Origin of the sequence: Serratia sp. ME47, assembly GCF_903970925.1 — a bacterium.
Lineage (GTDB): Bacteria > Pseudomonadota > Gammaproteobacteria > Enterobacterales > Enterobacteriaceae > Serratia > Serratia ureilytica.
Genome location: NZ_CAJCKE010000001.1, coordinates 1 through 25,175, shown reverse-complemented (window position 1 = coordinate 25,175; position 25,175 = coordinate 1). Strand labels below are relative to the sequence as shown.

Sequence of the window (25,175 nt, the reverse complement as noted above, 5' to 3'; positions counted from 1 at the left end):
TTAGACGAACGAGTGACGGAATTATGAGACGCAGTAGAAATGAAGTGGGCCGTTGGCGAATGTTGCGGCAGAGCCAACGCCGTCGGCATCGTTGGCTGGAGCGCCAGTCTTGCAGCAATCGCCATATTATCCGGGTGCGCCGTCGCCTGGACGATCAGCATCGGCGCGCGCTGCTGTTTGCGGTATCCTGCGAGTGGTAAAACGAAAACAGTCCCGTGAGGGACTGTTTTGTTATGGCGCCTGGGTTTATTTGCCGAGGTAGGCGTTGAGCATCCAGACCTGTTTTTCCTGCTCTTTGATGTAATCGCTCATCAGCGACGCGGTGCCTTCGTCGCCGGCGTCCGCCGCGACCGTCAGCAGTTCACGCTGCTGTTGCAGCAAGATTGAATACCCTTCCAACAGGCCGCGCAGCGTGCCCTTATCATCGGTCACATTGGTGTGTTCCTTGATATCGGCGGTTTTCATATAGTCGCTGTAAGCGTGGCGCGGCTGCGAGCCCAGCGTCAGAATGCGTTCCGCCAGCTCATCCACCTTGGTCAGCAGATCGTTGTAAGTTTCTTCGAATTTCGCGTGCAGCTCAAAGAATTGCGGGCCGGTAATATTCCAGTGATAGCCGCGCACATTCATATACAGCACCTGATAATTCGCCAACAGCGCATTTAGCGCTTCGGCGAGTTTTGCCGATTGTTTACTGTCGAGGCCGATATGGGTTTTCGCTGCTTTCTTCGCCGTTGCCATAATAATCTTCTCCTGATTATTCGTTCCAAGGGTAGACAGAATCAATTTCCATAGCTGTTACAGTAACCGGATTTATCGCAGGGTTAAACACGATAACAGGCATCATTGCCATCGCTCAAACCGATGACGATAAATCCGTCGAGCAAATTGCCGAATCAGTTTACGCAGGATCCGCAGGCGAAAAAAGCCGCTTTTATCGGTTACTTGCGCAGCGCCAGTTTTACCACGCCGGCGCCCAGCGCCATTAACAGCGCGGCGGCGATCAGTACCATGATAAACGCGCGATCGAAGGCCAAACGCGCCAACTGCGTCAGCTGCTGCGCGCGATCGGCCGCCATCCCGGCCGCCAGGCGCAACGCCTCGTCGATGCTGTCGTAGGCCAACTCGCTGACCGGCAGCTCCGCCGGCAGCGCCAGACTATGGCTGTAGACCGCCGTCATCAGCCCGCCGAGCAACGTCACGCCCAGTACGCCGCCCAGCTCGTAGGAGACGTCTTCGATAGAGGCCGCCATACCGGATTTCTCCTCCGGCGCGTTCAGCATGATGGCGGTGGACGCGGCGGTGATCACGCCGCCGAGACCAAAGCCCACCAACGCCAGGCTCACCAGCTGCAGCGCCATGCTGCTTTGATACAACAGGGCGAGGGCGGCGATGCCGAAGGCGGTCAGGGCGAAACCGCCGAGGATGATGCTGCGTTCGCCATAGCGCGGCAACAGTAAACCGGCCATCGGCCCCGCCAGCGCCGAGGCCAGCGGAATCGGCAAAATAAACAGCGCCGCCTGCAGCGGACTGAGGCCGAGCACCAGTTGCAATCGCTGGCTGAGCACCAGCTCGACGCCGATCAGGGCCACCATCGACAGCAGCGCCACGCCGATGCCGCCGGCGAACAGCCGGTTGCGAAACAGGGAGAAATCGATCATCGGGTGGGCGCTGCGCTGCTGGCGACGCACGAACAGCGCCAGGAACAGGATGCCGATCAGGGCCGCTGCGAGCAACGCGCTGACGTCAGGCGCCGGCTTACTCAGTTCCTTCAGCGCATAGATAGCGCCGACCAGACCGATCATGATCTGCACCGAGCCGACGATATCGGCGGGACGTGGGTTATCGCCGCCGCAGCGGGGGATCAGTTTCCACGCCAGCGGCCAGACCAGCAACACCACCGGTACGTTGATCAGGAACACCGATCCCCACCAGAAATACTCCAGCAGCAGGCCGCCGACCACCGGGCCGATGGCCGCGCCGCCCGAGGCCACCGAGGCCCAGATGCCGATCGCCAGCGCGCGTTCGCGTTCGTCGGTAAAGACGTGGCGCACGATGGACAGCGTGGCGGGCATCATCATTGCCGCGCCAACGGCGAGGAACACCCGTGCGGCGATCAGCCATTCGGCGGTTGGCGAAAAGGCGGCGCACAGCGAAGCGACGGCAAACACCGGCAGCCCGGCGAGAAACAGCCGCTTATGGCCGACGCGATCGCTCAGCATGCCGGCGCCGGGCAGCAGCCCGGCGACCACCAGCGGGTAGGCGTTGACGATCCAGAGTTTTTGCGAGGCGCTGGCGTCCAGCGCCTGGGTTAAACGTGGCAGAGCGGTATAGAGCACCGTCATGTCGATAACAATCAGGAAAAGGGCGCTGGCGACCATCGTCAGGATCAACCAGCGGTTCTTGGCGTACATAAGTCATAATCCAGTTTACGTGGGCGGCGCGAAGGCGCCGCCATTGCGGTAACCCTCCGGCGATGCCGGGTGGTATACTGGTGATAATATATATCCATACGTTCGTATTGAAAAGAAGGGTTTCTTAATGGGACGTCAACGCAGCATCGATCGCGACAAGGTTTTGGACACCGCCGAAGAGATTGTCGCCACCCAGGGCGCCGCCGGTTTGACCATCGACGCCGTCGCCAAAGCGATGGGGATCTCCAAGGGCGGGGTGCAGTATTGCTTCGGCAGCAAAGACGCCCTGATCGACGCGATGTTCGATCGCTGGGGCAGCGCCTATGAAACGCTGTTCGCGGAGATCGCCGGCGACGATCCTTCGCCGCAGACCGGCGTGCGGGCGCATATGCTGGCGACGCAAAGTTCGGATCAGACCGCCAGCGCCAAGGCCGCCGGGTTGATGGCGACGCTGATTCAAACGCCGGAGCATCTGGCGAGCACGCGCGAATGGTACCGCAGCCGCATCGCCGGGCTGGATTTGACTACCGAAGAGGGTAAGCGCGCGCGGCTGGCGTTTCTGGCCACCGAAGGCGCCTTTATGCTGCGTTATTTCGGTTTGATGGATATCGGCCAGGCGGAATGGGAAACGATGTTCGCCGATATGCAGGCGTTGATTTTAACGGGCAGCGCCTATCGCACTGATAGCTAGTAAAGCGTGCGGCGAAAGGCGTATGTTTATCGCACAAGATATTCCCTCGAAGAACTTTTTAGCCAGCCCCTCCGTGCTGGCTTTTTTTTTGCCTGCGGCAAGCTTCGGAGCAAAGGCCCCCTGAGGGCAGGGGGCGCCGGACATTACTTGCGCGCGTCCAACAGTTGCTGGGCATTCTCTGCGGTGACGACGGTCCACGGAATATAATAATGCTTCTGCGTGCCGCCCTCCCATTTCAGATCTTTGGCGTACTGTTTCCAGATATCCGACTGTGGTTGATAACGTTCCCCTTTCACGGCGCGCAGCGCGACGTCGATGGAACCCTGCATCTGGCCTTTGGCATCTTGCAGGATAGAGACCATTTCACCGGCCTGCACCGCATGAATCGCGTCGGAAACGCCGTCGACGCCCGCAATGGCAAAGTCTTTCACGTTCAGGCCGGCCCCTTTAATCGCTTCGATGGCGCCCAGCGCCATCTCGTCGTTCTGGCCAATCACGCCGTTGATTTTGCCCCGGTGTTTCTGCAGCCAGTTTTCCATCAGCGGCTGCGCTTCAGCGCGTGACCAGTTGGCCGTTTTACGTTCAAGCACGGTCACCTGGCCGGCGCCGCACTCGGCAATCGCTTTATCATTGCCTTTGCCGCGCTGGATCTCGCCGCTGCCGCCTTTCGGGCCTTCGATAATCACCACGTTCACCTTCTGGTTCTTGCAGTCGAGTTTGTCCAGTACGGCTTTGGCTTCCAGATACCCGCCCAGCTCGTCATTAGACACCACTTCAGACGTCATCGCGTCCGTGTTCAGGCGCGCGTTGGTGACCACCACCGGGATTTTGGCTTCGTTGGCATTAGTGACGATATCGATATTGGCCTCAAAATCCATCGGGTTGACGATAATGGCATCGGCGCGCGTTTGGATAGCGGTGGCGGCCTGATCGTTTTGCACCGATGCATCATAACGCCCATCGTAGAAGGTCAGCACCGCTTCGCCGCTTTTCACCGCCGGGTGTTCTTTCCCGAACCTTTCCATCAATTGCACGAACTCGGCTTTGTTGCCGTACATCAATACCGCGATTTTAACCGGGGCGGCCTGAGCCGCCGACAGGCTGCCGAACAGCATGGCAGAGGCAAACAACGCTATCTTGGTCTTATTCATGGTTTTCTCCTGGTAGAGTTGGGTCTGATGTTATTAATCGCGCTGTTGCTTACGCGATGGGTCGAGCAAGACGGCAAGAACGATCAATGCGCCTTTGATAATTTGTTGGTAATACGATTGCACGCCGAGCAGATCGAGGCCGTTATTCATCACCCCGATAATCAGCACGCCGAAGAAGGTGCCGACCAGCGTACCGACGCCGCCGGCCATGCTGGTGCCGCCGATCACCACCGCCGCGATGGCGTCCAGCTCATACCCAGCGCCGGCGTTGGTTTGCGCCGAACCGGTGCGCGCGGTGAGGATCAGGCCGGCGATGCCGGCCAGCGCGCCGCACAGCGTATACACCAGTATTTTGATGCGCGTGACGTTAATTCCCGAGGTGCGCGCGCTTTTCGGGTTGCCGCCGACGGCGTAGATGTAGCGCCCGAAGAGGGTTTTATTCAGCACGAGCCAGGCGAGGGCGAATAGCACGATGAAGATGATGACCGGCACCGGAACGCCGCCGAGGTAGCCATTGCCTAACCAGCGGAAATCGCTGTTCAATTGCGATACCGGATTGCCGTTGGTGGTCAACATGGTTAACCCGCGCGCCGCGGAGAGCATGCCCATGGTGACGATAAACGGCTGCAGCCGGTAGCGAGCCAACACGGTGCCGTTCACCAGGCCGCAGACGATGCCGATCCCCAGCGCCACGATCAGCGGCGCCATAACGGCGGTCGCGGTATCGCCGATAGCCAATCCGCTATTGTTGGTGGCGAAGCGGGCGGCGACGATGCCGCTTAACGCCAGCACCGAGCCGACGGAGAGATCGACGCCTGCCGTGATGATGACGAAGGTCATGCCTATCGCCAGAATGCCGTTGATCGAGACCTGGCGCAGTACGATCAGGGTGTTTTCATTGCTGAGAAAATAATTGCTGCTCCAGGCCCCCTGGGCGACCTGATATTCGCCAATCAGCGCCACGATCAGGCACAGCGCGAAGAAGGCGATGATAATGCCGTATTTGTGCATACGGCGCTTATTGCGGGTGAAAAATGACATTCCTGGTGATAAGGAGTGGGCGCTGCTCATTTGTTTTTCTCTCTCTGTTAAACCGCAAGTTTCATCAGTGCTGCCTGAGTCGCATCGGCTGCCGAAAGCTCGCCGGCCAACTGCCCGTCACGAAACACCAGGATGCGATCGCTCATGCCGATAATTTCCGAAAGCTCGGAGGAAACCATGATGATCCCTTTGTTTTGCAAGGCGAACTCCGACATAAATCGATAGATCTCTTTCTTGGCGCCGACGTCGATACCGCGCGTCGGTTCGTCGAGCAGCAAAACCTCCGGATCCAGCAGCGCCCAGCGGCCCAGCACCACTTTTTGCTGGTTGCCGCCGCTCAGGTTGCCCACGGGCTGTTCGCCATCGTGGGTTTTAACGTTAAAGCGCTGGATCATGTCGCGGGTTCGCGCCTGCTCCCGTTTCTCGCTGACGAACCCCATTCGGCTGATGCCGGCAAAAGAGGCGATATTGATGTTTTCACTGACGGAACGGCACAGCACCAGGCCGGTTTCCTTGCGATCTTCCGTCACGTAGGCAATGCCGCTATCGATGGCCTCTCGCGGGGAATGGCGGTTCAGCGTCTTGTCGCCCAAGCGAATCGTGCCGGCGTCGGCATGCTGAATGCCGAAGATAAGATCGAGAAACTCGCTGCGGCCCGATCCCACCAGGCCGTAGATGCCCAGGATCTCACCGTGCTTAAGCTGCAGGCTGATATCCTTTATCTTGCTGCGCCAACACAGGCCGTTGACCTCCAGCAAGACCTCTTCGCCGGGTTGATTGAACTTGGCGAACTCGCTGTCGTACTCGCCGCCGATAATGTGTTCGATCAACTGCTCGCGGGTAATGTCGGCGATATAGCCTTCATGGATATAGGCGCCATCGCGGAAAATGGTGTAGCTGTCCGCGATTTGGAATATCTCGGACAAACGGTGGGAGACGTAGATAATGCCTTTACCTTTCGCCGCCAGTTGCTGAAGCGTCTGAAAGATTTTTTGCGCATCCTCTTCGCCAATCGCCGAGGTGGGTTCATCCATGATGATGATGTCGGCATTGGCGTGCGACAGCGCTTTGGCGATCTCGACCAGTTGCTGCTCGGCGACGCTCAGGTTGCGCTTTTTTCTCGGGCGTCGATCTTGAAATCAAGTTCCTCGAGCAGACGGGTGGTGCGTTGGTTGAGCGTCGCAAAGTCGACGAAACCCAGGCGTCTCGGCTCGCGGCCCAGCCAAATGTTTTCTGCCACCGTCAGGTCCGGGATCGCGCTCAGCTCCTGCTGCACGATGGCGATGCCGGCATTGAGGGCTTCCCGGGGATGATGAAATTCACAGCGTTGGCCATTGATAAAAATGTCGCCGCCATCGGGTTGAATAAAGCCCATCAGAATGCTGAGAAAGGTGGATTTCCCCGCGCCGTTGCCGCCGCACAGGGCATGGATGGATCCGCGCCGCAGGCAAAACTCGGCGTTCTTGAGCGCCACGACCGGGCCAAAGGCTTTCCTGACGCCGCTGACTTCCAGCAGGTAGGCAGGGGCTTGCGTATGGGGATCTCGCGTCACGATTGAACCTCCGGGTATGTCCGCTGCAAACGCTGCAGGTACCGTTGATAAAGCGTCTCGTATTGCGTTTGCCTGTCGGCGTTTGGCGTCGTGCGCGTGGCTTCATCCAGGGAAACGAAGCGTTGGCACAGTTCTGCCAAGAGCCCGGTGGCGTTCTGGTGCGGGCGATCGGCCAACGACGTCGCCCACATCGCTTGAATGGCGCCGCCCAGCGCGGCGGTCTCTTTGACATTCAGGCAGACCACCGGGCACCCCATCACGTCCGCGACGATTTGTCGCCAGGCGACGCTGCGGGCGCCGCCGCCGGTGAGGCGGATCTCGCGCGTTTCGATGCCCTGGCGGCGAAACAGCTCGATGCCATAGCGCAGGCCGTAGGTGGCGCTTTCAACCACCGCCAGGCAGAGATTGGCGCGAGTAAAATTGTCGCTATCGAGGTTATGCAGGCTGGCGCGCGCGTGGGGCAGCGGGGGAACGCGTTCGCCGTTGAAGAACGGCAGCATCTCGACGCCGCCGGCACCCGGCGCCGCCTGCGCCAATAAGCGGTTAAAGCCGTCAAGATCTTCGTCCAGCAGCGTCTGCATGGCCGTGGTGGCCGAGGTGACATTCATGGTGCATATCAAGGGCAGCCACCCGTTGGTGCTGGAGCAGAAACCGGCAATCATGTCGGATTCCGCCACGACGGGCGCGGCGGACCAGGCGAATAGCGTGCCGGAGGTGCCCAGGCTTAGGGTAACGGTGCCGGCCTCGATGTTGCCGGAACCGATGGCCGCCATCATGTTGTCGCCGCCGCCGGTCGAGACCCGAACTGCCGGGCCAAGGCCGAGCTTTTCCGCCGCGAAGGGGCGCACCGTGCCGATGCAGCATTCCGCGCTTTTGAGCGGCGGCAGGGCATGCCATAAACGGCCGCTGTCATCGATCAGATTGACGGCGGCTTGACTCCAGCTACGGGCGCGCACATCGAACAGCCCGGTGCCGGAAGCATCGCCATATTCCGCTACACGCTCCCCGGTCAGCCAGAAGTTCAAATAATCATGCGGCAGCAGCACGGTGTGCAGTTTTGCCCAGAGCGCCGGATGGTGCGTCTTGAACCAAAGGATTTTTGACGCGGTATAACCGGTGGCGAGCCGCAAGCCGAGCTTGTCCAGCGAGCCCTTGGCGCCGCCGAGCCGCTGCAGCAGCAGTTCGTTTTCCTCCGCGGTTTCGGTATCGCACCACAGCTTGACGCTGTGCAGCACGTTGCCATCTGCGTCCAGCGGCACAAATCCATGCTGTTGGCCCGAGACCCCGAGAGCGTTAATTTCCCCGGCATCAATACCGGCGTTAGTCACGGCTTGATGAAACGCGGTGACCAACGCCTCAATCCACCAGTCGGCCTCTTGTTCGCGCCGGCCATTGGCTTGGCTGATGAGGCGGTGAGGGGCGCTGCCCTCACCGAGGATCACGCCCTGTGTGCTGTCGACAATCACGACTTTCGTGCCTTGCGTACCGCAGTCTATGCCAGCATAGAGCGCCATAGGATCACTCCATTTCCAGCATGATTTTGATGTCCGAGGCATGTCCCGCCGCCGCGCGCTCGAAGGCGGCCACGCTGTCGGAGAATTTGTAGGTTTGGCTTATCAACGGTTGGACGCGCAATTTGCCGCTGCTCAACAGCCGCAGCGTGCGCGGATACATGTTGGCGTAGCGGAAAATGGTCTTGAAGGTGATTTCCTTGGCCTGCGCGGCGACGATATCCATCGGCGCGGCGTCGATCGGCATGCCGACCAGCACGGCGGTCGCCCCTGGCGCCGCATGTTCGGCCAGCGTAGCGATAGCCGGTTTTGCGCCGCTGCATTCAAACACGATATCGACGCCATTGCCGCTGGTGAACGCAGCCACTTTACCCGCCAGGTCGCCGGTTTTGATATTGACGGCGTGCAGCCCTTCATAGCTGGCCGCCACGGCGAGTTTCTCGTCAAACAGGTCGCAGATAATGACGTCCGAGCAGCCACCCGCCAGCGCCGCGAGGGCGGTGACCACGCCGATCGGCCCAGCGCCGATCACCAGCGCGATATCGCCGGGTTTGATCCCGGCTTTGGTGGCCGCTTGCATGCCGATGGCCAGGGGTTCAACCATGGCGCCTTCAGCGAAACTGACGTTGTCCGGCAGTTTGAACGTGAATGCGGCGGGGTGGATGACGGTTTCGCGCAAACAGCCGTGCACCGGCGGCGTCGCCCAGAAGCGAACGGCGGGGTCCAGGTTGTAAATCCCGGCGCGCGTCTGCGCCGAGTTGAGGTCGGGAATGCCGGGCTCCATGCAAACGCGATCGCCGACGCTGAGGTGAGTGACGTTTTCACCTGTCGCGAGCACCACGCCGGCGGCCTCATGGCCGAGCACCATCGGGGCTTTGACCACAAACGGGCCAATGCGGCCATGCTGGTAATAGTGCACATCGCTGCCGCAGATGCCCACGGAATGAATTTTTATCTGTACATCGTCGGGCCCCAGCGTTTCGGCCAGTTGGACATCCTCGATAGCGATTTCCCCCGCTTTGGCCAGCACTAATGCTTTCATATTGCCTCCTGGTGAATCATTTTTATGGTAACGGTATCATTCCAGTGCGGCGATAGTGAGCTAATGCGGGTGGTTAAACTGTGATCAATGTTGGAATTACTCGACGAGAGTTAATTTTGCTGGCGGGTTGTTATTCAATATAGCGACGGTGGTCACAAAATCGGCGTGGCAATGACGGTTTTAATATCGGCCTGTTGATATCGATACCGTTACTTTGCCGGGGGAATGATGAACAAACAACAAAGCGCCAGAGCCGCTACGCTGGAGTATTTGCGCCAGGCGGACATTATCTTGACCGAAGAAGAACAGCAACGCATTGAAATTGCGACGTTTGGTCTGGCCGACTATCCCGTGTCCGGATTGCAGCTGCTGACCTACGTCAACTCACCTCGGTATTGCGCGAAAGAGCTGGTGCTGTTTCCTGGGCAGACTTGCCCGGAACATTTACACCCTCCCTTTGCCGGCACGCCCGGCAAGCAAGAGACGTTCCGTTGCCGTTGGGGAGAGGTGTTTTTGTTTGTCGATGATGAAAACCTGGCGCCCAACGATCGCGGCGGCCAACCGGTATGCCGGGTGCCGGAGGGCGCGGAGCAGTGGTATACCTGTCATCGCTATATCCTCTTGCGGCCGGGGGAACAATACACCATTGCGCCCAATACCCGTCACTGGTTTCAGGCGGGGAAGCAGGGCGCGGTGGTGTCCGAGTTCTCTTCCGAGAGCCGTGACGAGCTGGATATTTTTACCGATCCGCGAATTAACCGTCTTGCCGGCGTAAACCATTAGCGCCAAGAACAAAGTTCTGTCATGATGCCGGGAATGATACAAAATGATATCTTAAAGCTAAGGAGCTGCATTTGGCCGTGGGTCGAGGACGGAAAGCGACGCTGGCTAGCGTCGCCGCACAGGCGAACGTCAGCAAAATAACCGCTTCGCGGGCATTTTCACAGCCGGACAAGGTTCATCCGGAAACGTTGAGGAGAATTCGGGAGACCGCCGCCGAACTCGGTTACGTGGTCAATGCCGCGGCGCGCAATCTGCGGGCGAAAAGCAGCAGAACCATTGGCATCGTCAACCCCGACATGGCCAACCCATTTTTTGGCGGCCTGACGCGTCTGATGACGCTTGAAGCGCAAAAGATGGGGTACGACACGCTGGTGTTCGACTCCTATGAGTCTCAGGAAAGCGAAGACAGGATCATCGACAAACTCATTGGCTACAACGTCGATGCGATTATTCTCTCTGTCATTTCCAACGATCATCTGTACCGCCCTTCCTACCTCAAACGTCTGGAAACGCTCAATATACCGGTGGTGTTGATCGATCGGGAATTGGAGAGTCACCACTGCAGCGGGGTGTATATTGATAATCTGGATTGCGGCCTTCAGGCGGGGCGTTGGCTTCTGGAACAGCAGGCGCAGCGGGTGGTGGTGATCTCCGGGCCGGAGAATTCCAACGTTGCGCGTGACAGGGTCACTGGCTTGCAGGCGGCATTGCAAGGGAAGGTGGCTTCGCTCGACGTGCGGTATGCCGATTTCTTTATGGATGTCGCCTGGCAAGAGACGAGCCGCTGGCTGGCCAATAACCCCGCCCCCGATTTTTTCGTCGGCTGCAATAACCAGATCTCGCTGGGCATCATCAAGGCCTGTATCGAACATCGGTTGCCGTTGATGCAGGACGTGTCGTTGTTCAGCATCGATGAGGTTTCACATGCCGAGATCTACGGTTTCCATTTCCCCTGTGTGTCACACGACTTGCAAGAGATCGCCTGGCAAGCGTTGAATCTGGCGATCCGCCGTATTGCCGATCCCGAGATAAAACCGGGCAAGGTGGTGGTACGGGGAAAACTCGTCGTGTAACGGTGCCGGCAACGTGTAGCCGGCATCTCCGTTAACCTTATCTGCCATTATTCATTTCAGCGCGTTCAGTCCGGCCCCTCATCGGGGGGCGGATAAGCAGCCACAAGCCGCTCCCCGCCGTTGCTGCGCCCAGCAGCATGGGCCAGGAAAGGGGCTCATCGAACATTAACCCTGCCCAGCAGAAGGTGACGAAGGGGCTGAGGAACAGCAGGCTCGTCACACGCAATGCAGAGGTATGCCTAAGGCAGAACCAATACAAACCGTAACCGGCCAGGGTGGCCAAAAGCGCGGTCCAAAGCACGCCGATAACCAACCCTGTCGTCATGGTTGGCAGCAGCGGGCTTTCTGCGCCTGCCAGTGGGGCAAAAGCCAGCGCTGAAATCGCGCTTTGTATCCCCAACCTGGCGGGCAGGCTCACCGCTTGCGCCTGCGGCAGCCGTTGCTGCCACAGCGTCGCCAGTGCCAGTGACAGCATCCCCGCCAGCGGCAACAGGTAGCTCCACAATGGCGCACTTCCCCAGGAAATAGCACCGCCCGTCGCCAATATTACCCCGAGGGAGCCTAATGCCAGGCCGAGCCAGACGCGGCCATCGGGCTGCCGGCGTTGAAACAGCATGTTCAAGAGTGCGGTGCCGAGAGGGAGCAAATCGGCGATGAGCGCGGCCAACCCGGTCGGCACGCCGTACTCGATGCCTTTACTGACGCCGGTCAGGTATCCGGTCATGGCGAGCAGTCCGATCCCGGCGTGAGCGGCTACCGACTGCGGCGAGGAGCGCCTGATGGCGTGAAGGCTAAACGGCATCAGCAGTAAAGCGACCACGACACAGCGCCAGAACGCCACCAGCAACACCGGCGCGTAATCGGCGGCGAAACGGATGCCGACAAAGCCCGAGCTCCAGGCGACGATCAGCAGGACTTCCGCGGCCGGCAACCAGACGGCGGCTTTGTCGCCCACCTTATCGCGGCAGGCAGGTGGACGAAATTCTGACAGGGGCATGGTGATCTTCTCCTTTTTCCCCAAGGGTAGTGAGCCGCTATAATTTAATAAATCGAATAATTTTCGTTCAGTTGTTTAATGGAGTTAAACCATGCGGCCAACCCTGGACATTAATCTTTTGCGCACTTTTCACGCCATCGCCCGTTTGGGGCAATTTCGTGCGGCGGCGGCCTTTGTTCATCGCAGCCCAGCCGCGGTGAGCGTTCATATTCAGCGTCTGGAACAGGTCGTGGGCGGCCGCTTGCTGGAGCGCGACAATCAGTCCGTCGTGTTGACGCCCTTAGGCGACAAACTGCTGGCCTCGACGCTCGGGCTGTTGAATGCCCACGACGATATTCTGCGTGAGCTGCAGGGCGCACCGCTGAGTGGGCACATCAAGCTGGGAGTGCCTGATGAATACGCATCACATGTCATGCGCGATGTGCTGCCGGCGTTTGCCACCCGTTTTCCTGCGGTGATGCTGGAGGTGTCTACGGCCGCCAGCCAGGCGTTGGTTGAACAGATCGGACGCAACCGGCTACAGCTGGCGTTGGCGGTGCTGCCGATGGGGGGACTGCGCCAGATGCCGCTTGCGGTGACTGCGCCGGTTTGGGTTGGCGGCCGCCGGTTGGCGCTGGATATGGCCCAACCGATACCATTGGCGTTGCATGCCGCCGATTGCCCTTACCGAGAGGCTATGATCGATGCATTGAGCGGGGCGGGAAGGCATTGGCGAGTGGTTGTGAGCAGTCCTTCGGCCAGCGTGGTGGCTGCCGCCGTCGAGGCAGGATTGGCCGTCACGCTGCTCGACCGCGCACGCGTGACGACGGCGATGCGGATCCTCGACGAATTGCCGTCGGTCGCTCCGCACGAAGTGCAGCTGCTGCGCTCTGCCGCTGCCGCCGGTCAATCGGCTGTGGCGATGCTGGAAAGCGTTATCGGTGAGTATTTCAGGGGCGGAACATGAATATCGACCGCGCGGGGAAGACGAACCGAGCGCGACGGTGACGCTGAGGTGTGGCTAGCGCCGGAAACGCCGTATAGCGGGGCGTTCCCGGTATTCGGAGGGCTGGAGATCAGAACACCTGTTTGAACGGCTTCACCGTCACGTCGGCGTAGACGCCGGCGGCGACGTACGGATCCTGCTGCGCCCAGGCCTGGGCTTCCGCCAGTGAGGCGAACTCGGCGATCACCGTTGAACCGGTGAAGCCGGCGGCGCCGGGATCGTTGCTGTCGATGGCCGGGTTGGGGCCGGCGACCACCAGACGGCCGGCATCACGCAGCGCCTGCAGGCGCGCCAGATGTGCCGGGCGCACCGCCAGACGGTTTCCCAGTGAGTGGGGAACGTCTTGCGCGTAGATCAGATAAAGCATATTTCACCTGTAAAATCATGGCTATAAAACGGTGCTACCAAGTTAGCGCAAAAGGCGCGGCAGGGGAACGGCGCGCGGTGAATTTATGGGGGGATTGGCGCTTATGCCTTGAAGCCGCTACTTTTTATTCGTATAGTGCGGCGCGCTTAAACAGATATGCCATTGAGGTGAGGACATGACGGAACTGGTAAGGGAAAAACTCGATTTGCCTGCGGGCAAAAGCAAACTGCTGCTGCATTCTTGCTGTGCGCCCTGTTCCGGCGAGGTGATGGAAGCGATCCAGGCGTCCGGCATCGAGTACGCTATTTTCTTCTATAACCCCAACATTCACCCGCAAAAAGAGTATTTGCTGCGTAAGGAAGAGAACATCCGTTTCGCCGAAAAGCACGGGGTGCCGATCATCGATGCCGATTATGACACCGACAACTGGTTCGAACGCGCCAAGGGCATGGAACATGAGCCGGAGCGCGGCATTCGCTGCACCATGTGCTTCGACATGCGTTTTGAGCGCACGGCGCTGTATGCGCATGAGCACGGTTACGACACCATCTCCAGCTCGCTCGGCATCTCGCGCTGGAAGAACATGCAGCAGATTACCGACTGCGGCATTCGGGCGGCGGAAAAGTATCCCGATCTGGTGTATTGGGATTACAACTGGCGCAAGAAGGGCGGCGCGGCCCGCATGATAGAGATCAGCAAGCGCGAACGCTTCTATCAGCAGGAATACTGCGGCTGCGTCTATTCGCTGCGCGACACCAACCTGCACCGCAAAGCGCAAGGGCGGCCGCTGATCAAACTGGGCGTGCTCTACTATGGTGATGAAGAATAACGCTTAATCACCGCAATCCACCCGCTACGGCGGGTTTTTTATTTTTTAGCGCCGTCTGAACGTTAACGAAGCGTGTTGATTCGGCGGTAAAAAAGCAACGTTCAGGTTAATATCCTTATGAGTTTGCTGGTTTTCGCCGCGGAGACTGACGATTAAAGCGATAGTTTGCCTTTCGTTATTGAATATGATTGCTATTTGCATTTAAACTTGGCGAACCAGAGGAAACAGAATCATTATGCCGCTAAAAAAGATGTTCCTTAATCGCCGTATATCCGTGCCTTTCGTCCTGTCCGTAGGCCTGCACAGCGCCCTGGTGGCGGGACTGCTTTACGCTTCGGTAAAAGAAGTGGTTGAGCTGCCAAAGCCTGAAGAGGCGCCGATCAGCGTCATGATGGTCAACACCGTCGCGATGGCTGAACCGCCGCCGCCTGCTCCGGCAGAACCGGAGCCGCCGCAGGTGGAACCTGAGCCGGAACCTGAACCAGAACCTATTGTGGAGCCGCCGCCGAAGGCGATTGTGAAACCGGAGCCGGTCAAGCCGAAACCGAAGCCCAAGCCAAAGCCGAAGGTAGAAAAACCGGTGAAACCGGAGCCGAAGAAGGTCGAGCCGCGCGAGCCTTCGCCGTTCAATAACGACTCGCCGGCCAAACCGATCGATAAAGCGCCGGTGAAACAAGCGCCCGCCGCGCCGGTACAGGGCAACTCGCGCGAGGTCGGGCCAAAACCGATCAGCCGTGCGGAACCGATTTATCCGCCGCGCGCCAGAGCCTTGCAGATCGAAGGCAACGTGCGGGTGCAGTTCGATGTCGACAGCGATGGCCGTGTGACCAACGTGCGCATCTTGTCGGCTGAGCCGCGCAACATGTTCGAGCGAGAAGTGAAACAGGCGCTGCGCAAATGGCGGTATCAAGCCAAAGAAGCGAAGGATCTTATCGTCAATATTCGTTTCAAGCTGAACGGCACCACCGAAATGAACTGATTTCGGTTTGCGCCAAGAAAAAAAGGGTCGCCTCGGCGACCCTTTTTGCATTTGCGGCGCAGCCGCAGGGTTACTCTTCGAAGCCGACGCGGAAATTCATTTTACCCTCAGGCAGCGCGCGCGAGTTGCCTTCCGCATCGACCGCCACGTAGGTGAACACCGCTTCGGTCGCCCGGTAGCGTTGGCCGATTGGGGCGGAGGAGACTTTCTTTACCCACACTTCGATATTGATGGTGATCGAGCTGCGCCCGGTGCGGATGCAGTGCGCATAGCAGCAAACCACGTCGCCTACCGCCACCGGTTTCAGGAAGGTCATGCCGTCTACGCGTACCGTCACTACGCGCCCCTCGGCGATCTCTTTTGCCTGGATGGCGCCGCCGATGTCCATTTGCGACATCAGCCAGCCGCCGAAAATATCGCCGTTGGCATTGGTATCGGCCGGCATCGCCAGCGTGCGCAGCACCAGCTCGCCGCTGGGTAAAGGTCGTTGTTGTGTCATAGCAGTCTGCTTTTAAAAGGAGGGAATCACATCATACTGCCCGCGGCAAGCGCCGCAGGCATTAACAAATTTGTAACTATTTTTTCTGTTCTGCCGGCATGTGCCGGTAAATATAGATGCCGCTGAGCAGGGTGAATACCAGCGTCAGCACCGTCAGGCCAAAGACTTTGAAATTGACCCAGACGCTTTGCGGCAGCCAGAAGGCGACATAGATGTTCGCCAGGCCGCAGGCCAGGAAGAAGAGGGCCCAGGCCAGGTTGAGGTTGCTCCACACTTTGTCCGGCAGCGTCAGCTCTTTGCCCAGCATGCGCTGAACCAGCGGCTTTTTGAGCACCCACTGGCTGATCAGCAGCGCCAGCGCGAACAGCGCGTAAATCACCGTCACTTTCCACTTGATGAATAAATCGTTGTGGAACACCAGCGTCAGGGTGCCGAACACCAGCACCATCAGGAAGGTGATCAGCGTCATCTTCTCGACCTTGCGGTATTTCACCCAGGTGAACACCAGCGCCAGCGCGGTGGCGACGATCAATGCGCCGGAAGCGACGTAAATGTCGTACAGCTTGTAAAAAGCGAAAAAGACAATTAACGGGAGGAAATCAAGAAACTGCTTCATAAATCAATCCATCATCTGTTCATCGGCCGACTATACCGGATTCGGCGAGTTCTGTGTACCGCCGGGCGCTGCCGATTATCGGCGTTTGGCCGGCGGATTTCTGCCGCGAAAGCAGGAATTTGCATAAACTTACGCAAGAAAGCACGGACGCATTGCCAGCGCTGGCCGCAGATCGCATAGTAAGTGCCATAATAACCAGATAATTTACCGCGGAAAACAGCATGCAGTGGAAATCTCTCCAGGCCCTGACGCCTGGTTTGACGCATTTATTGGGCTATCAACGCAGTTGGCTCAAACCGGATATGCGCGCCGGTCTTTCCGTCGCCGCCGTCGCCTTGCCGGTGGCCATCGCCTATGCCGAACTGGCCGGGGTTAGCCCGGTGGTGGGGCTTTATTCCTGTATCTTGCCGATGGTGGCCTATGCGCTGTTCGGTTCGTCACGCCAGCTGATCGTCGGGCCCGATGCCGCCACCTGTGCGGTGATCGCCGCGGTGGTGACGCCGCTGGCGGCGGGCAATATGGAACGCCATTGGCAGTTGACCATCATGATGACCGCGATGATGGGCGGCTGGTGCCTGTTGGCCAGCCGGTTCAAGCTGGGGGCGCTGGCGGATCTGTTGTCGCGGCCGATCCTCAGCGGGCTGCTGAACGGCGTGGCGCTGACCATCATCGTCGATCAGATCGGCAAGGTGTTGGGGTTCACAGTGCGCCCGGCGCAGCTGATCGAGCGCATCTACGCGCTGCCGGCCAACCTGTTGCACAGCGACTGGCTGACGATGGCGGTGTCCTTGTTGACGCTGGTGACGCTGCTCGGATTTAAAAAATGGCGGCCTAACTGGCCGGCGCCGCTGTTCGCCATCGTGCTGGCGGCGTTCGTCACCTGGGCGGGCGGATTGCAGCAGTATGGCGTGGTGACGGTGGGCGGTTTCAGCGGCGTGTTACCGATCGTCCAGTGGCCGGACTTTCAGCCCGGGCTGCTGCGCGACATGGTGATCCCGGCGCTCAACCTGGCGGTCGTGAGCTTTGTCAGCATGATGCTGACCGCCCGCAGTTTCGCGGCCAAAAATGGCTATGAGGTCAACGCTGACGCTGAGTTTCGCGCGCTGGGGATGGTGAATATCGTCTCCGCATTGTCGCAAGGCTTCGCCATCAGCGGGGCGGATTCGCGCACCGCGGTGAATGACGCCAACGGCGGCAAGAGCCAGCTTGTGTCGATCATCGCCGCCGCGGTGATCGCTTTCGTCTTGCTGTTCCTGATGGCGCCGCTGCAGTTTATTCCGGTGGCGGGATTGGGCGTGGTGCTGATGTATGCGGCTTGGTCGCTGCTGGATTTTCGCGGCATCTGGATCTTGCGCCGCCGCAACGCGCAGGCTTTCCGCCTGGCGATATTTACCTTCCTCAGCGTCTTGTTGGTCGGGGTGATCAGCGGCATCGGGCTGGCGGTGTTGCTGGGGCTGATGCAGTTTCTGCACACCGTCTTTCGGCCGACGGAACAGCTGCTGGGCGTTAACGACGAAGGCATGATCCATTCTATGGGCAACAACAATGGGGTGAAGGCGGTGCCCGGCGTCATGATGTATCGCTTCAATTCGCCGCTGACCTACTTCAACGTGGCCTACTTCAAACGCCGCATTCTCAATTTGGTCGACAGTACGCCATTCCAGCCGCGCTGGGTGGTGGTGGACGCGGTGGCCAGCTTTACCCATGCCGATATCAGCGTGCTGGCGGCCATCGACGAACTGAAACGCGATCTGTTGCAGCGTAACGTCAAACTGGTGCTGGCCGGGCGCCGCACTGAACTGACGCGCTGGTTCCGCATCAATCGGTTGGGGCGGGACAAGGAGCTGATTTTGGTGCCGGATCTGTATCTGGCGCTGAAGCTGATTCAGAGTAAGGAACAGGCGGAAGCCGCCGCGGTGGGGTAAACAAAAAGGGGCGCGCCGAAGCGTGCCCCTGGGCATTTGTTGCGCCGGCGTCAGCCGCGCAGCAGCATATACAAACGGAACAGATAGATCAGCAGCAGGGCGGAGACCAGGTTGCTTAACGCGGTCAGCACGACGCTGGCCACGTTCGGCGTCAGCACTGACAGATGGCTCACTAAAAACAGCACCAGCAGCTTGGCCGCCAACCACAGCATCATCGCCGGCACAATCACGCGCGCATTGGCGAAGGCCAATTTGCTGCTCAGCTTGAGTGAAGCGAAGACGCCTTTCTTGTCGACGGAGGCGATCACCGGCGCCAACGCGAAGGCGATAGCCATGATCACGCCCGGCACCACGAACAGCGTCAGACCGAGCTGGATCAGCAAGGTGCAGATAAACAGCAGCAGCAGCAGGCGCGGCAGATCGGGCGCCGAGGCGCCGAGCGAGCGCAGGGCGCTGGTGCGTTGCCCCTGAGACACCAGACGGATCAACGTCAGCATCCCACCGACCAGCAGCACGTTGCCGACCAGCGCGGAGAACGTGGCGGCGGCCGACACTTTCAGCAACACCATCTGCTGTTCCGGCGTCATCTGCTGGATCACGTCCTGAATGCCCATGCCGGTCGACGACGCGAAATCGCTGGTGGAGGCGGCCAGCGTCGCCAACTGTTCGGCATCGGGGCTGAAAGCTTGGTTCAGCAGCACCGAGATAAACGCCGTCAACAGCGCCAGCATCAGGATGCTGGCCAGTTGATTGCGTAAAAAGTTAAAACTGTCACGGTACAAAGCGTTGGCCGTGATAGGCATGCAGACTCCTTGGCGTCGAGAAAACAGAGATAAATCAGTGGGTGATTGTACCCTGTTCCACGCCGCTGTGGCACCCCGCGAATTGCACTACGTCTATTTCTTCAACGATCGTCGTCTCAGGCAACGACAGCGGCAAGGGCACCGGCAAGGGGGGCAGGCCGTAGCGTTCTCGAGCGCGATCGCAGGCTTCGTTGCGCAGGCCGTTTTCACCGGACTGATCGAACTCTCTGCACGGGCTGGGCCGATTAAGATAAATCGAGCACGACACGGCTTTGCCAATCTCGCCGTCCAGCGCGGTGCAGCGCGGAGACTTGCTGTTGGTCCCCTGCATGCAGCGCAGGAACGGGGTCAGAGGCTCCGTCAGGGAAAGGGGAACGGCGCCGCCGCCGTCTTCGGCTTCGGCCCAATAGAATGACACTCGAAAATAACCGCAGCATGCGCCGCAGCTGACACAGGGATTAAGGATTTCGCTCATCTTGATTGCCCGCCGACTCCTCACGGCACCAACCAAAACCAACACGGAAGATGAAATTACCTCAGCCGTATTTTTTTCCGCAACTGAAATTTGAACATGTAGATAATTTGCAACAAAATCGTTTTTTTGATGCAGATCAATCCTTGATTTATTAAGCGGTTAGGTAACCTTGTTTTTGGTGGGATTTTAAAATTTTACACATAAGATGTGATCTCGATGGGATCACAAATACCCGAAAGTAGGTATATTCCCCCTCGAGAGATTAACCACACAAATGGAATGGATAATGAAAAAGACAACTCTGGTGGTATTGGCGACGATGATGGCGCCTATGTTGGCAAGTGCGCATCAGGCCGGTGATTTCCTGTTCCGTGCGGGCACCGCGACGGTGCGTCCAAATGCGGGCTCGGACAACGTATTGGGTTTGGGATCGCTGGATGCGAAAAACAATACCCAGCTCGGTTTGACCTTCGGTTATATGGTGACGGACAACATCGGCGTTGAGTTGTTGGCCGCGACACCGTTCCGCCACAAGGTTACCCTGGGCGGCACCGATCTGGCGACCGTTCATCAACTGCCGCCTACGCTGATGGCGCAATACTACTTCGGCGACAAGCAGGACAAACTGCGTCCTTATCTGGGCGTCGGCGTTAACTACACCACTTTCTTCGACGAGAAGTTCAACGACTACGGCAAAAGCGCCGGGTTGAGCAACCTCGATCTGAAAGACTCCTGGGGCGTGGCGGCGCAGGCCGGTCTGGATTACAACCTGGATGAGCACTGGATGCTGAACATGTCGGTGTGGTGGATGAACATCGAAACCAAAACGCGTTTCAACGACGCGAGCGGTGGGCACCACAGCTTCGATACGCGGTTGGATCCGTGGGTGTTTATGTTTGGGGCGGGTTACCGCTTCTGATGAAGGCCGCAAACAGGGAGGCATTGCGCCTCCCTGTGTCGGTATTATTTAACCTGCATGACGTTTTCAACAGATTTCACGCCGGCCACGCCGCGTGTGACCTGCACCGCACGGTTGGCGTCATCGCTTGACGTCACGAAGCCGCTCAACTGCACGCGTCCTTTAAAGGTTTCCACGCTGATTTCGCGCGACTTAATGTTTTTATCCGCCAGCAGCGCCGATTTCACTTTGGTGGTGATCACGGTGTCATCGATATAACCGCCTGTTCCCTCCGATTTCGCCGTCGGTGCGCAAGCGCTCACCGCGACCGCCACAACGGCTGCCATGCACAAGGCCGAAAGGGTTTTAAACAGCTTCATAAATTACTCTCCATGCAATGTTATGGTTGAAATTCGATGCGGTTTTTTCGCCGCAGCGAGCGCATTCCCCAAATCAAATGAAGAAATGCATAGCGAACAATGTTTATTGTGAGACAAGACGCGGGTTTGTTCAAATTTTTGCTGTAAATAAATAGAACAAACTTTGAGGGGAAACAAGCTGTTAAAGCGAGCGCCGGCAAGGCGCTCGCCGAAGGGGATCACGCGCGGGTCGCGTGCTTCATCGCGCTGACGAAGGCCGCCAGCTTGGTCAGCATTTCCGCCGGGTTGGCATGGTGCCGTTCGATGATTTTGACGATTGCCGATCCGGAGATGGCGCCGGCGGCGCCGGCCTGCAGCGCAGCCTTCACCTGCTCGGGCTCGGAGATGCCGAAGCCCTGCAGCGGCGGCGCGGCGTGATACTCGCGCAGTTTGTTCACCAGGTGATGCAGCGGCAACTGCGCCCGGCTTTCGGTGCCGGTGACGCCGGAACGCGACAGCAGGTAGGTGTAGCCGCGACCGTGTGAAGCGATCTCTCGCAGCAGATCGTCGTCGGCGTTCGGCGGGCAAATGAAGATGGGCGCGATACCGTGGCGCACGGCCGCGGCACGGAACGGTGCCGATTCTTCAAACGGCACGTCGGCGACCAGCACCGAATCCACGCCCACTTCCGCACAGCGTTGGTAAAAGGCATCGATGCCCTTATGGAACACCAAATTGGCGTACATCAGCAGGCCGATGGGAATGGTCGGGTGCTTCTGACGAATGGCCGCCAGCAGCTCGAAACACTGGGTCGGCGTAACGCCGGCGGCGAAGGCACGCAGCGTCGCGCTCTGGATGGTTGGGCCATCCGCCAACGGGTCGGAGAAGGGGATACCCAGCTCCAGCGCGTCCGCGCCGGCTTCGATCAGGGTGTCGATAATCTGCAGCGACAGCGCCGGATTAGGATCGCCCAGCGTCACGAACGGGACGAAGGCGCCTTCCTTGCTGCTTTCCAGACGCGTGAACAGTTGCTGATAACGTTCCATCAGATTTCTCCCCGTGCTTTCAAAATGTCGTGAACGGTAAATATGTCTTTGTCGCCGCGGCCGGACAGGTTGACCACCAGGATTTGCTCTTTTTGCGGCGTTTCACGGATCATTTTCAGCGCGTGCGCCAGGGCGTGTGAGGATTCCAGCGCCGGGATGATGCCTTCATGGCGCGACAGCGCCTTGAACGCTTCCAGCGCTTCGTCGTCGGTGATCGACACGTATTCGGCGCGACCGGTGCTGTTCAGGTAGGCGTGTTGCGGCCCGACGGACGGGAAGTCCAGCCCGGCGGAGATTGAATAGGATTCTTCAATCTGGCCTTCGGCGGTCTGCATCATCGGCGCCTTCATGCCGAAATAGATGCCGACGTGGCCATGCTTGAGCGGCGCGCCGTGCTGGCCGGTCTCGATGCCCAAACCGGCGGGTTCCACGCCGATCAGCCCGACATCGGCATCATCGATAAAGTCGGCGAACATACCGATGGCGTTGGAGCCGCCGCCGACGCAGGCGATGACCGCATCCGGCAGACGGCCTTCGCGCTCCAGCACCTGCGCTTTGGTTTCTTCGCCGATCATGCGCTGGAATTCACGCACGATAGTCGGGTACGGATGCGGGCCGGCGGCGGTGCCGAGCATGTAGTGCGCGGTTTCATAGCTGCCGGACCAGTCGCGCAACGCTTCGTTGCAGGCGTCTTTCAGGGTGGCGGAGCCGCTGTGCACCGGGATCACTTCCGCGCCCATCAGCCGCATGCGGAACACGTTCGGCGACTGACGCTCAACGTCTTTGGCGCCCATATAGATGCGGCATTTCAGGCCGAGCAGCGCGCAGGCCAGCGCCGACGCGACGCCGTGTTGGCCGGCGCCGGTTTCCGCGATGATCTCGGTTTTGCCCATGCGCTTGGCCAGCAGGGCCTGGCCCAGTACCTGGTTGGTCTTGTGCGCGCCGCCGTGCAGCAGATCTTCCCGCTTCAGATAGAGCTTGGTGTTGCTGCCGGCGGTGAGATTTTTGCACAGCGTCAGCGCCGTAGGGCGGCCCGCGTAGTTCTTCAACAGATCGATGAATTCCGCCTGAAACGCCGGATCGCGCTGAGCGCTGACAAAGGCTTCTTCGAGTTGTTTCAGGGCCGGCATCAGAATTTGCGGTACGTATTGACCACCAAATTCGCCGAAGTAGGGGTTAAGCAGCGTCATGAGAGTTCCCGTCATTATCCGTTATTAATGTAGAGCCGTATTCAGTAAGCGCGCAGGGTTTGGAAGACCGAGGCCAGGCGCGCGGGATCCTTGATGCCCGGTTCGCTTTCCACGCCGGAATTGAAGTCCAGACCGGCGCAGCCGAGCTTGGCCGCTTCGACGCAGTTGTCGGCGCGCAGACCGCCCGCCAGCATCACGTTAGTCAGATCTTCGCCTTGCAATACCGACCAGTCGAAGCGTTGGCCGGTGCCGCCTGCGCCGTTGTCCAGCAAATAGCGATCGACATGCTGCAGATCGCGCGCCGGCACCCGTTCTTTCACGCTCAGCGCTTTCCAGATGCGGCAATCGGCCGGCAAGCGGGCGCGCAGGGCGCTGATATAGGCCTGGTCCTCCGCGCCGTGCAGTTGCACCGCCTGCAGACCGAGGCGCTCCACGGTCAGCGCCACGGTATCAAGCTGGGCGTCGCAGAAGACGCCGACGTACTTCAGCGGCGCGCCGGAAATGACTTCGCGGGCGCGGACGATATCCACATAGCGCGGCGAGCGGCCGACGAAAATCAATCCGCCGTAGATGGCGCCGGCCTGATACGCGGCGGCGGCGTCCTGTGGGCGAGTCAGACCGCACACTTTATTGTCGCCCAGGATCACGCGGCGCACGGCGGCGCGCAGATCGGGTTCCGACATCAGCGCGCTGCCGATCAGGAAACCGTTGGCGTAGTGGCTGAGCTCGCGGATCTGCCCGTAGTTGTTGATGCCCGACTCGCTGATTACCGTCACCCCATGCGGCACGCGCGGCGCCAACTGCCGGGTGCGGTCCAGATCGATGCTCAGATCGCGCAGATCGCGGTTATTGATGCCGACCACGCGCGCTTCCAGCGCGATCGCCCGCTGCAGCTCTTCTTCACTGATCACTTCGGTCAGCACGCCCATATTGAGGCTGTGGGCCACCGCCGCCAGCTGGCGGTACTGTTCGTCGGTCAACACCGACAGCATCAGCAGGATAGCGTCGGCCTGATAGTAGCGCGCCAGGTAAATCTGATACGGGTCGATGATAAAGTCTTTGCACAACACCGGTTGGCTGACGGTTTTGCTCACCAGCGGCAGGAAATCAAAGCTGCCCTGGAAGTATTTCTCGTCGGTCAGCACCGAGATCGCCGAGGCGAAATCTTTATAGACCGTGGCGATCTCCACCGGATCAAAGTTCTCGCGAATCAGCCCCTTGGAAGGCGAGGCCTTCTTGCATTCGAGAATGAAAGCCGTACGGGTGCCCTGCAGCGCGTGGTAGAAGCTGCGTTCGCTCGGTACGATGTCATTCTGAAAGCCGGCCAGGGGCTGTTGCTGTTGTCGCGCCGCGATCCATTGCGCTTTGTCGCGGACAATCTTGTGTAGCACGGTTTCCTGCATCATTTATCCTCTTGCCGCCAGTGCGATGACACGCTCATAAGCCTGCCCGCTGTTGATCATATCCAGTGCCTGCCGCGCATTTTGGCGCAGGTCTTCATGTCCGAATAACTTCAGAAGCAACGCGACGTTGGCCGCGACCGCCGCGGCGTGCGCCGGCTCGCCTTTACCTTGTAACAGCCGCGCCAAAATGTCACGGTTTTCTTCCGGCGTGCCGCCCAGCAAGGCCTCCAGCGGATAGGTTTCCAATCCGAAGGACTGCGGCGTGAGCTGATAACTGCAGATTTCGCCGTTGTTCAATTCCGCCACGTGCGTCGGGGCGTGGATCGCCACCTCGTCCATGCCGCCGCCGTGAACCACCGCCGCGCGCTGATAGCCCAGCACGCGCAGGGTTTCGGCGATCGGCAGCACTAGTTCCGGGCTGTAAACGCCGATCAGCGCCAGCGGCGGACGCGCCGGGTTGATCAGCGGGCCCAGCACGTTGAACAGCGTGCGGGTCTTCAACTGCTGGCGTACCGGCATGGCGTGACGGAAGCCGGTGTGGTACTGCGG

Annotated in this window: 26 protein-coding genes and 1 pseudogene; 9 read left to right on the top strand and 18 right to left on the bottom strand. The window is 59.3% G+C overall.

The features are described from left to right. Nucleotides 1-23 precede the first annotated feature (23 nt). A complete protein-coding gene (locus tag H7A77_RS00135) occupies nucleotides 24-200 on the top strand; it encodes a YciY family protein (RefSeq protein ID WP_025159792.1) in 177 nt (58 codons plus the stop codon). A 46-nt stretch (nucleotides 201-246) separates the two neighbouring features. On the opposite strand, the gene H7A77_RS00130 is transcribed toward H7A77_RS00135, so the two are convergent. Then, on the bottom strand, nucleotides 247-738 hold the full coding sequence (locus tag H7A77_RS00130) for a Dps family protein (protein ID WP_182073661.1): 492 nt from the start codon (nucleotides 736-738) through the stop codon (nucleotides 247-249). A gap of 200 nt (nucleotides 739-938) precedes the next feature. Further along, nucleotides 939-2,411: a multidrug efflux MFS transporter SmfY gene (gene smfY, locus H7A77_RS00125; RefSeq protein ID WP_072627535.1), complete on the bottom strand. Its 1,473-nt coding sequence runs from the start codon at nucleotides 2,409-2,411 to the stop codon at nucleotides 939-941. 127 nt (nucleotides 2,412-2,538) lie between these two features. On the opposite strand from smfY, the gene H7A77_RS00120 reads away from it, so the two are divergent. Continuing rightward, nucleotides 2,539-3,102: a TetR/AcrR family transcriptional regulator gene (locus tag H7A77_RS00120; RefSeq protein WP_042784698.1), complete on the top strand. Its 564-nt coding sequence runs from the start codon at nucleotides 2,539-2,541 to the stop codon at nucleotides 3,100-3,102. A gap of 143 nt (nucleotides 3,103-3,245) precedes the next feature. Here H7A77_RS00120 and H7A77_RS00115 read toward each other — a convergent pair whose 3' ends face one another. The 5 genes and pseudogenes from H7A77_RS00115 to H7A77_RS00095 all read right to left on the bottom strand — a co-directional run bounded on the left by H7A77_RS00115 (nucleotide 3,246) and on the right by H7A77_RS00095 (nucleotide 9,399). Further along, nucleotides 3,246-4,253 (bottom strand): substrate-binding domain-containing protein, encoded by a 1,008-nt coding sequence (locus tag H7A77_RS00115; RefSeq protein ID WP_182073660.1) that lies wholly within the window; start codon nucleotides 4,251-4,253, stop codon nucleotides 3,246-3,248. A gap of 33 nt (nucleotides 4,254-4,286) precedes the next feature. Then, on the bottom strand, nucleotides 4,287-5,324 hold the full coding sequence (locus H7A77_RS00110) for an ABC transporter permease (protein ID WP_033650230.1): 1,038 nt from the start codon (nucleotides 5,322-5,324) through the stop codon (nucleotides 4,287-4,289). 17 nt (nucleotides 5,325-5,341) lie between these two features. Beyond that, nucleotides 5,342-6,849, bottom strand: a pseudogene (locus tag H7A77_RS00105) (sugar ABC transporter ATP-binding protein). Continuing rightward, a complete protein-coding gene (gene xylB, locus H7A77_RS00100; protein WP_182073659.1) occupies nucleotides 6,843-8,360 on the bottom strand; it encodes a xylulokinase in 1,518 nt (505 codons plus the stop codon). Before xylB ends, H7A77_RS00105 begins: the two are co-directional and overlap by 7 nt. 4 nt (nucleotides 8,361-8,364) lie before the next feature. Next, on the bottom strand, nucleotides 8,365-9,399 hold the full coding sequence (locus H7A77_RS00095; RefSeq protein ID WP_042784692.1) for an NAD(P)-dependent alcohol dehydrogenase: 1,035 nt from the start codon (nucleotides 9,397-9,399) through the stop codon (nucleotides 8,365-8,367). 228 nt (nucleotides 9,400-9,627) lie between these two features. Here H7A77_RS00095 and H7A77_RS00090 point away from each other — a divergent pair, with 228 nt between their 5' ends. Then, nucleotides 9,628-10,182 carry a D-lyxose/D-mannose family sugar isomerase gene (locus H7A77_RS00090; RefSeq protein ID WP_182073658.1) on the top strand — a complete coding sequence of 185 codons (555 nt, stop codon included), beginning with the start codon at nucleotides 9,628-9,630 and terminating at the stop codon, nucleotides 10,180-10,182. Between the two features lie 71 nt (nucleotides 10,183-10,253). After that, the gene (locus H7A77_RS00085) at nucleotides 10,254-11,255 is read left to right on the top strand and encodes a LacI family DNA-binding transcriptional regulator (RefSeq protein ID WP_033643286.1); all 1,002 of its coding nucleotides are present in this window, start codon (nucleotides 10,254-10,256) and stop codon (nucleotides 11,253-11,255) included. Between the two features lie 37 nt (nucleotides 11,256-11,292). On the opposite strand, the gene H7A77_RS00080 is transcribed toward H7A77_RS00085, so the two are convergent. Beyond that, complete coding sequence (locus tag H7A77_RS00080) at nucleotides 11,293-12,252, bottom strand: DMT family transporter (RefSeq protein WP_182073657.1); 960 nt, start codon at nucleotides 12,250-12,252, stop codon at nucleotides 11,293-11,295. Nucleotides 12,253-12,370: 118 nt separating this feature from the next. On the opposite strand from H7A77_RS00080, the gene H7A77_RS00075 reads away from it, so the two are divergent. After that, the gene (locus H7A77_RS00075) at nucleotides 12,371-13,198 is read left to right on the top strand and encodes a LysR family transcriptional regulator (protein ID WP_255443838.1); all 828 of its coding nucleotides are present in this window, start codon (nucleotides 12,371-12,373) and stop codon (nucleotides 13,196-13,198) included. 109 nt (nucleotides 13,199-13,307) lie between these two features. Here the strand turns inward: H7A77_RS00075 and H7A77_RS00070 are convergent, their stop codons facing one another. After that, entirely contained in the window at nucleotides 13,308-13,604 is a 297-nt protein-coding gene (locus tag H7A77_RS00070; protein WP_182073655.1) for a YciI family protein, read from the bottom strand. Nucleotides 13,605-13,779: 175 nt separating this feature from the next. On the opposite strand from H7A77_RS00070, the gene H7A77_RS00065 reads away from it, so the two are divergent. Both H7A77_RS00065 and tonB read left to right on the top strand, forming a co-directional pair. Beyond that, the gene (locus H7A77_RS00065; RefSeq protein ID WP_033643282.1) at nucleotides 13,780-14,433 is read left to right on the top strand and encodes an epoxyqueuosine reductase QueH; all 654 of its coding nucleotides are present in this window, start codon (nucleotides 13,780-13,782) and stop codon (nucleotides 14,431-14,433) included. A 235-nt stretch (nucleotides 14,434-14,668) separates the two neighbouring features. Beyond that, nucleotides 14,669-15,412 carry a TonB system transport protein TonB gene (gene tonB / locus H7A77_RS00060; protein ID WP_182073654.1) on the top strand — a complete coding sequence of 248 codons (744 nt, stop codon included), beginning with the start codon at nucleotides 14,669-14,671 and terminating at the stop codon, nucleotides 15,410-15,412. Between the two features lie 70 nt (nucleotides 15,413-15,482). Here the strand turns inward: tonB and yciA are convergent, their stop codons facing one another. Then, nucleotides 15,483-15,911, bottom strand: coding sequence for an acyl-CoA thioester hydrolase YciA (gene yciA, locus H7A77_RS00055; protein ID WP_004932085.1), 429 nt, complete (start codon nucleotides 15,909-15,911; stop codon nucleotides 15,483-15,485). Nucleotides 15,912-15,987: 76 nt separating this feature from the next. Beyond that, on the bottom strand, nucleotides 15,988-16,527 hold the full coding sequence (locus H7A77_RS00050; protein WP_033643280.1) for a septation protein A: 540 nt from the start codon (nucleotides 16,525-16,527) through the stop codon (nucleotides 15,988-15,990). 221 nt (nucleotides 16,528-16,748) lie between these two features. Here H7A77_RS00050 and H7A77_RS00045 point away from each other — a divergent pair, with 221 nt between their 5' ends. Beyond that, a complete protein-coding gene (locus H7A77_RS00045; protein ID WP_033643279.1) occupies nucleotides 16,749-18,452 on the top strand; it encodes a SulP family inorganic anion transporter in 1,704 nt (567 codons plus the stop codon). Between the two features lie 50 nt (nucleotides 18,453-18,502). Here H7A77_RS00045 and H7A77_RS00040 read toward each other — a convergent pair whose 3' ends face one another. Further along, on the bottom strand, nucleotides 18,503-19,255 hold the full coding sequence (locus tag H7A77_RS00040) for a YciC family protein (protein ID WP_182073653.1): 753 nt from the start codon (nucleotides 19,253-19,255) through the stop codon (nucleotides 18,503-18,505). A gap of 34 nt (nucleotides 19,256-19,289) precedes the next feature. Beyond that, entirely contained in the window at nucleotides 19,290-19,730 is a 441-nt protein-coding gene (locus H7A77_RS00035) for a YkgJ family cysteine cluster protein (protein ID WP_108680878.1), read from the bottom strand. Nucleotides 19,731-20,016: 286 nt separating this feature from the next. Here H7A77_RS00035 and ompW point away from each other — a divergent pair, with 286 nt between their 5' ends. Beyond that, on the top strand, nucleotides 20,017-20,649 hold the full coding sequence (gene ompW / locus H7A77_RS00030; RefSeq protein ID WP_099785823.1) for an outer membrane protein OmpW: 633 nt from the start codon (nucleotides 20,017-20,019) through the stop codon (nucleotides 20,647-20,649). A gap of 44 nt (nucleotides 20,650-20,693) precedes the next feature. On the opposite strand, the gene H7A77_RS00025 is transcribed toward ompW, so the two are convergent. From H7A77_RS00025 to trpD, 5 genes are all read right to left on the bottom strand, one after another. Then, nucleotides 20,694-21,008 carry a BON domain-containing protein gene (locus H7A77_RS00025; RefSeq protein ID WP_046898934.1) on the bottom strand — a complete coding sequence of 105 codons (315 nt, stop codon included), beginning with the start codon at nucleotides 21,006-21,008 and terminating at the stop codon, nucleotides 20,694-20,696. 218 nt (nucleotides 21,009-21,226) lie between these two features. Next, entirely contained in the window at nucleotides 21,227-22,033 is an 807-nt protein-coding gene (gene trpA / locus H7A77_RS00020) for a tryptophan synthase subunit alpha (RefSeq protein WP_047574957.1), read from the bottom strand. Continuing rightward, on the bottom strand, nucleotides 22,033-23,238 hold the full coding sequence (gene trpB / locus H7A77_RS00015) for a tryptophan synthase subunit beta (protein ID WP_170852993.1): 1,206 nt from the start codon (nucleotides 23,236-23,238) through the stop codon (nucleotides 22,033-22,035). The genes trpA and trpB overlap by 1 nt, the downstream gene beginning before the upstream one ends. 26 nt (nucleotides 23,239-23,264) lie before the next feature. Further along, on the bottom strand, nucleotides 23,265-24,626 hold the full coding sequence (trpCF, locus tag H7A77_RS00010; RefSeq protein WP_089191876.1) for a bifunctional indole-3-glycerol-phosphate synthase TrpC/phosphoribosylanthranilate isomerase TrpF: 1,362 nt from the start codon (nucleotides 24,624-24,626) through the stop codon (nucleotides 23,265-23,267). A gap of 3 nt (nucleotides 24,627-24,629) precedes the next feature. Next, on the bottom strand, nucleotides 24,630-25,175 hold a 546-nt coding region (trpD, locus tag H7A77_RS00005; RefSeq protein ID WP_182073652.1), incomplete at its 5' end, for an anthranilate phosphoribosyltransferase.